Source organism: Mycobacterium sp. NGS69 (genome assembly GCF_059812165.1).
This window is the reverse complement of sequence record NZ_JCALCD010000013.1, coordinates 100,683-107,181: the sequence shown is the minus strand read 5'-3', so window position 1 is coordinate 107,181 and position 6,499 is coordinate 100,683. Positions and strand designations below refer to the sequence as shown.

Sequence of the window (6,499 nt, the reverse complement as noted above, 5' to 3'; positions counted from 1 at the left end):
CGCGGCTGGCCGTCGCATGTGAACTGACGGCTTTCGGTGTGTACTCAGGGCGGGATCTGGGCGGAGTTATCGCCCTGGATACACACGCACTGCCGTCAATGCACAACCACGGCGGCGCTACTCGGAAGCGGCGTCTTTCGGTGCGTCGCCAAGGGTTTCCAAGACCACCTCGGCGACACGCTTCATGGTGGTCCGCCGGTCCATGGCCGCACGCTGGATCCACTTGAACGCCTCGGGCTCGGTCATGCCCTGCTTGGTCTGCAGCAGGCCCTTGGCACGCTCGACCACCTTGCGGGTCTCCAGCCGGTCGGACAGCGTCGCCACCTCGCGTTCCAGCTCGGTGATCTCGCCGAACCTGCTGACCGCCAGTTCGATGGCCGGGATCAGGTCGCTGATGGTGAACGGCTTGACCAGGTAGGCCATCGCCCCGGCGTCGCGGGCGCGCTCCACGAGGTCGCGCTGGCTGAACGCGGTCAGCACGACGATCGGCGCGATGCGCTTGCTGGCAATCTCCGAGGCCGCGTCGATCCCGTCGCGGCGCGGCATCTTCACATCCATGATCACCAGGTCCGGCTTATGTTGCTCGGCCAGTTCGACGGCTTCCTGGCCGTCGCCGGCCTCGCCGACGATCTCGTACCCCTCCTCTCGGAGCATCTCGGCCAGATCCAGCCGGATCAGCGCTTCGTCTTCCGCGATCAGGACCCGGCGCGGCACAGCGGCGTCGGTGTCGGTCGTGGGGCCTGTCATGACGGACATTCTCTCGTGCACGCCCGCGATCACCGACCCCGGGGCGGTGAGAACCGACGAGCACACCAATCCTCTATGGTGGGAGGCTGCCTGCCCTCGTATCCCAACTGGCAGAGGAAACGGACTCAAAACCCGTCCAGTGTGGGTTCGAATCCCACCGAGGGCACCAGCGAAGCGCCGTTCGAACCTCTGTACGGCATCGGTTTGTCACTTGCGAGCCGGCGCGATGCCCAAGCGGCCCGTCGCGGCCGGGCCGCTTCAGCGCCGCAGCACGGCCCCGCGCCCCTTCCCGGATCGGGGGGACGGCCCCGGGTGCGCCGGCATACCCATGCGCATGCGCATCATCCATTTCACCTACTTTCCAGCGCAGCAGTATTTATTTTCGCCGATAAGCTAGTCTTTCAGTTTGTCGATCCCCATGGCGCCTGGCCCAGGGTATGAATTTCCTCAATTATTAACGTTCTTCGTACGTTGGCGATCGGTCGGCAAGGGTGAAGATTTTGCATTCCGGCAACAGCACCGGAATATGGCGTTAAAGTTGAATCTGTCGTTTTTATTTCTGGGGCGAGTACAGAAATCTTGCGTAAACCAGCAACGTTTATCAGCGCAGCGCAGAGGTCCTGACGTACGGCTCGACGCTCATTCGGCGTCATCAAAAACGGTGCCGGGCACAGGCCGTTCGCGTCGACCAAAAGGATTCAGACACAGCGATATTCGCTCACTCGCGGGCTCACCGGCCGAGGCACACCTGGGCTTCCGAATGCACCACGTTGACATGCGTGGGATCGTTCTGTATCGAATCGGTAGCTACCTGCAGCAACCACGGCGGTCCACCGCAGTCGGTGGCGCAGCTGCTCGTCACCACGGCGGTGAAAGCGAGAAATAGCGCGAGACAGAGTCTCTTCCAAAAACTCGCCATCCGCACCCCCTTAGTCCGCGCGGAATAAGTCGCAAATAGCCGAGGCGAATATGTGTAAGCGGGATCGTACGCTGCACTATGGAAGCTTGGGAAGACGCACGACCACAATGGCTGAGATGGGTTTATCCGCCAACCCTCGGCGCACGACCCTCGGAACGACTGAAGACCCCGGCGCGCCCCCCGGCCGTCCTGACTAGTTGCGATCGCAAGCGCGGCGTCGCCGGGGGCCGCGTATCGCAACCATTCGACTGGGCAGCCGACAGACAGCGAGGTCAACGGTTACGCTTTGAACGTGGGCGCGAAGAAGTGCGGAGCCCCACCCCGGTCAGAAGGCTCACCGAACCGCCCGGACTGCGTCGCCGTGGTGCGGGCGCAGACCCGCGATCGCAATCAGCACTACGCCGCCAGCGCCGCGCGCCGGGGCCGGATCCTCACGATCACCTCGTGGCTGGCGGTGATGGTGAGCGTGAGCTTCGTGCTCGTGCAGATCCTCACCGATTCCTGGACCTGGCAGGTCAGCTCGATCAACATCGCCGGCGCCATGGTCTTCGCGATGGTGCCCTGGCTGCAGCGATTCGGGGAACTGGTTGCGCCACTTACCTTTGTCGGCGCGGCCTACGTCTCCATCTTCGCCAGCTGCCTGGACGTGGGCACCGGTTCCGGATCGCAGTTCTTCTTCCTGGTCGGCGCCTGCATCGTCGTGCTGGTGCTGGGCATCGAACACATCGTGTTGGCGTCCGCGCTGGCGGCCATCGCCGCCGGCCTGATCATCGCGGTCGAGTTTCTGGTGCCGCGCAACACCGGGCTGCAGCCGGCCTGGGCCACGTCGACTGGCTTCGTCGTCACCGCCGTCTCCAGCGTCGTGATGGTGGTGGTGACGGTCTGGTTCGCGTTGCGTGACACCGCCCGCGCCGAGGCGGTCATGGAAGCCCAGTACGAGCGCTCGGAGACGCTGCTGGAGAACATGTTGCCCGCCAGCATCGCCGAGCGCCTCAAGGAGCCCGGCCGCAACGTCATCGCCGACAAGTACGACGATGCCTCGGTGTTGTTCGCCGACATCGTCGGATTCACCGAGCGTGCCAGCAGCACCCCGCCCGCCGACCTGGTGCGCTTCCTCGACCGCCTGTACGGCGCGTTCGACGCCCTTGTGGACAAGCACGGCCTGGAGAAAATCAAAGTCAGCGGCGATTCGTACATGGTGGTCAGCGGCGTTCCGCGGTCGCGGCCCGACCATTCCCGCGCGCTGGCGGATTTCGCGCTTGACATGGCCAATGTCGCAGCGGCGCTGAGGGATCCGCACGGTCAGCCGATCCAGCTGCGGGTGGGCATGGCCTGCGGGCCGGTGGTCGCGGGTGTCGTCGGCTCGCGCAGGTTCTTCTACGACGTGTGGGGCGACGCGGTCAACGTCGCCTCCCGGATGGAATCCACCGACTCGGTGGGCCGGATCCAGGTGCCCGAGGCGATGTACGAGCGCCTCAAGGACGAGTTCGTGCTGCAGGAGCGGGGCAGCATCGAGATCAAGGGCAAGGGCCTCATGCGAACCTGGTACCTGATCGGGCGCAAGGCAACCGAGGAGCCCACCGACCTGCCCGCCGAGGAACCGCGCACCGCGCGCGTCTGAGCCGAAAGTCCCTATCCCCCGTTCCGTGATTTGTGCCAGACTTCGGCCATGCAAACCACGCCTGGAACCGCCCCTGTCCCAAGCTTGTTGCCGCACTTGTGGAAATCCGCGCTGGTATCGGGACTTCTCTCGCTCATCGTCGGCGCCGTGATCCTGGCGTGGCCGGGGATTTCCATCCTGGCCGCCGCCATCGCGTTCGGCATCTACCTGTTGATCACCGGTGCCGCGCAGGTAGTCTTCGCGTTCAGCCTGCATGTTTCGGCGGGAAGCCGGATCTTGTTGTTCATCAGCGGCGCGGCATCACTCATCCTGGCGGTCTTGGCATTTCGTCACTTCGGCCAGGGCTACGCGGTCTTGTTGCTGGCCATCTGGATTGGCATCGGGTTCATTTTCCGCGGGGTCGCGACGACGGTTTCGGCCATCAGCGATCCCGTCCTGCCAGGGCGGGGCTGGTCGATTTTCATCGGCGTGATCAGCCTGCTTGCCGGGATCGTCGTTTTGGCGTCGCCGTTCTCCTCGATCGTCACCCTGGCGATCGTGGTCGGCGTCTGGTTCGTGGTAATCGGCGTTTTCGAGATCGTGTCCTCGTTCGGCATCCGCAAGGCGTCCAAGGAATTGGCTCGTGGCGTCAGCGCCGACTAACTACTACACTGCGTCGTAGATAGCCCGCAGTAGGGAGATGACAGATGAGTGTCGTCGATATTTCGCGGTGGCAGTTCGGCATCACCACCGTCTACCACTTCATCTTCGTGCCGCTCACCATCGGCTTGGCCCCGCTGCTGGCCGTCATGCAGACGGTGTGGGTGGCCACGGGCAACGCGGCCTGGTATCGGCTGACCAAGTTCTTCGGCAAGCTGTTCCTGATCAACTTCGCCATCGGCGTGGCGACGGGCATCGTCCAGGAATTTCAGTTCGGGATGAACTGGAGCGAGTACTCCCGGTTCGTCGGCGACATCTTCGGCGCCCCCCTTGCGATGGAGGGCCTGTTCGCCTTCTTCTTCGAGTCCACCTTCATCGGGTTGTGGATCTTCGGCTGGAGCCGGCTGCCGCGGCTGCTTCACCTGGCCTGCATCTGGATCGTCGCGATCAGTGTCAACGTGTCCGCGTTCTTCATCATCGTGGCAAACTCGTTCATGCAGCACCCAGTCGGCGCGCACTACAACCCGACGACGCACCGCGCCGAGCTGAACAGCATCTTCGCGCTGCTGTCCAATAACACTGCGCTGGCAGCGTTTACGCACACGGTGGCAGGGGCGCTACTAACCGCCGGAACTTTCGTCGCCGCCGTCAGCGCGTGGTGGCTGATCCGTTCGCGCAATCCGGCATCCGCCCTCTCCGAAGCCGACGCCCGCAACGTGTTTCGCCCCGCGGCCATCCTGGGCTGCTGGGTGGTGCTGCTCGCCGCAGTCGGTCTGTTCTTCACCGGCGACCGCCAGGGCAAGCTGATGTTCGTTCAGCAGCCGATGAAGATGGCGTCGGCGGAATCGTTGTGCAGCACCGAATCCGATCCGAACTTCTCGATCCTGACCGTCGGCACGCACAACAACTGCGACAGCATCACCCGCGTGATCGAGGTGCCGTACGTGTTGCCGTTCCTGGCCGAGGGCAAGACCAGCGGTGTCACGTTGCAAGGTGTGCGCAACATCCAGCAGGACTTCGAGCACCGATTCGGGCCTAACGACTACCGGCCCAATCTTTTCGTCACCTACTGGTCGTTCCGCGCAATGATCGGATTCCTCGCCATTCCGGTGCTGTTCGCGCTCGCGACGTTGTGGTTCACCCGCGGCGACCGGGTGCCCAACCAGCGCTGGTTCTCGTGGTTTGCGCTGCTGACCATTCCAACGCCGTTCCTGGCCAACATCTCCGGGTGGGTCTTCACCGAAATGGGCCGCCAGCCCTGGATCGTCGTTCCGAACCCGACCGGCGATCAACAGGTGAGGTTTACCGTTCACGAAGCCGTCTCCCACCTCACCCCCGGAATGGTGGTCACGTCCCTGGTGACCTTCACCCTCGTCTACGCGGTGCTCGCGGTCATCTGGTTCTACCTGCTCCGGCGCTACGTCGCTGCGGGCCCACAGGAACACGACGCCGAACCGGCACCGCCCCGAGCGCCCAGCGAGGACGACGTGGCGCCACTTTCGTTCGCGTATTAAGGAGCTGACCGGTGGCATTGCAACAGTTGTGGTTCGGCATCATCGCGATGCTGTTCCTCGGTTTCTTCATCCTCGAGGGCTTCGACTTCGGCGTGGGCATGCTGATGGAACCGTTCGCGCGCTTCGGCGTGGGGGACCCGGAGCTGCATCGTCGCACGGCGCTCAACACCATCGGTCCGGTGTGGGACGGCAACGAGGTCTGGCTGATCACCGGCGGCGCGGCGATGTTCGCCGCGTTTCCCGGCTGGTACGCCACGGTGTTCTCGACGCTGTATCTGCCGCTGCTGGCGATCCTGTTCGGCATGATCGTGCGTTCCGTCGCAATCGAATGGCGCGGCAAGGTAGATGACACGAAGTGGCGCGGCTGGGCCGATTTCGGGATCGCCGCCGGATCTTGGCTGCCCGCCATCCTATGGGGCGTCGCGTTCGCCATCCTGGTCCGCGGGCTGCCGGTGGACGCCGCCGGTCACGTCAACCTGTCGATCACCGACGTGCTCAACGCCTACACACTGCTGGGTGGCCTGGCCACCGCCGGGCTGTTCCTGCTCTACGGCGCGGTGTTCGTCGGCCTGAAGACCTCGGGCACGATCCGCGACGACGCGCATCGATTCGCGGTGTGGCTGTCGCTGCCGGTGACCGTACTGGTTGCGGCCTTTGGGCTTTGGACGCAGCTGGCGCACGGCAAGGGCTGGACGTGGGTGGTGCTGGGGGTCGCGGTCGTCGCGCAGCTGGCGGCGGTGCTGCTGGTGTGGCGGCGCGCGTCGGACGGCTGGGCCTTCACCTGCACGGCGTTGGTGGTCGCGGCCGTCGTCATCCTGCTGTTCGGCTCGCTGTACCCGAACCTGGTGCCCTCGACGCTGAACAGTCAGTGGAACGTGACGATCTACAACGCCTCGTCGACCCCCTACACCCTGAAGATCATGACCTGGGTGACGGCGTTCATGGCCCCGCTGACGGTCGTCTACCAGGCGTGGACGTATTGGGTGTTCCGGCAACGGATCTCGTCCGAGCGGATACCGCCGCCCATCGGCCTGGCGAGGCGTGCGTCCTGAGCGCAAG

The 6,499-nt window shown here is 64.3% G+C and carries 5 protein-coding genes and 1 tRNA gene; 5 read left to right on the top strand and 1 reads right to left on the bottom strand.

Annotated features, from left to right (window positions below):
- Positions 1 to 117: 117 nt before the first annotated feature.
- On the bottom strand, positions 118 to 747 hold the full coding sequence (locus AC5Y2S_RS27225; protein ID WP_499959606.1) for an ANTAR domain-containing response regulator: 630 nt from the start codon (positions 745 to 747) through the stop codon (positions 118 to 120).
- A gap of 92 nt (positions 748 to 839) precedes the next feature.
- On the opposite strand from AC5Y2S_RS27225, the gene AC5Y2S_RS27220 reads away from it, so the two are divergent.
- From AC5Y2S_RS27220 to cydB, 5 genes are all read left to right on the top strand, one after another.
- Positions 840 to 916 (top strand) — tRNA-Leu (locus AC5Y2S_RS27220).
- Positions 917 to 1,958: 1,042 nt separating this feature from the next.
- A complete protein-coding gene (locus AC5Y2S_RS27215; protein ID WP_499959605.1) occupies positions 1,959 to 3,287 on the top strand; it encodes an adenylate/guanylate cyclase domain-containing protein in 1,329 nt (442 codons plus the stop codon).
- A 48-nt stretch (positions 3,288 to 3,335) separates the two neighbouring features.
- Complete coding sequence (locus AC5Y2S_RS27210; protein ID WP_499959604.1) at positions 3,336 to 3,929, top strand: HdeD family acid-resistance protein; 594 nt, start codon at positions 3,336 to 3,338, stop codon at positions 3,927 to 3,929.
- Positions 3,930 to 3,973: 44 nt separating this feature from the next.
- Positions 3,974 to 5,440: a cytochrome ubiquinol oxidase subunit I gene (locus AC5Y2S_RS27205; RefSeq protein ID WP_499959603.1), complete on the top strand. Its 1,467-nt coding sequence runs from the start codon at positions 3,974 to 3,976 to the stop codon at positions 5,438 to 5,440.
- A gap of 11 nt (positions 5,441 to 5,451) precedes the next feature.
- A complete protein-coding gene (cydB, locus tag AC5Y2S_RS27200) occupies positions 5,452 to 6,492 on the top strand; it encodes a cytochrome d ubiquinol oxidase subunit II (protein WP_499959601.1) in 1,041 nt (346 codons plus the stop codon).
- Positions 6,493 to 6,499 lie beyond the last annotated feature (7 nt).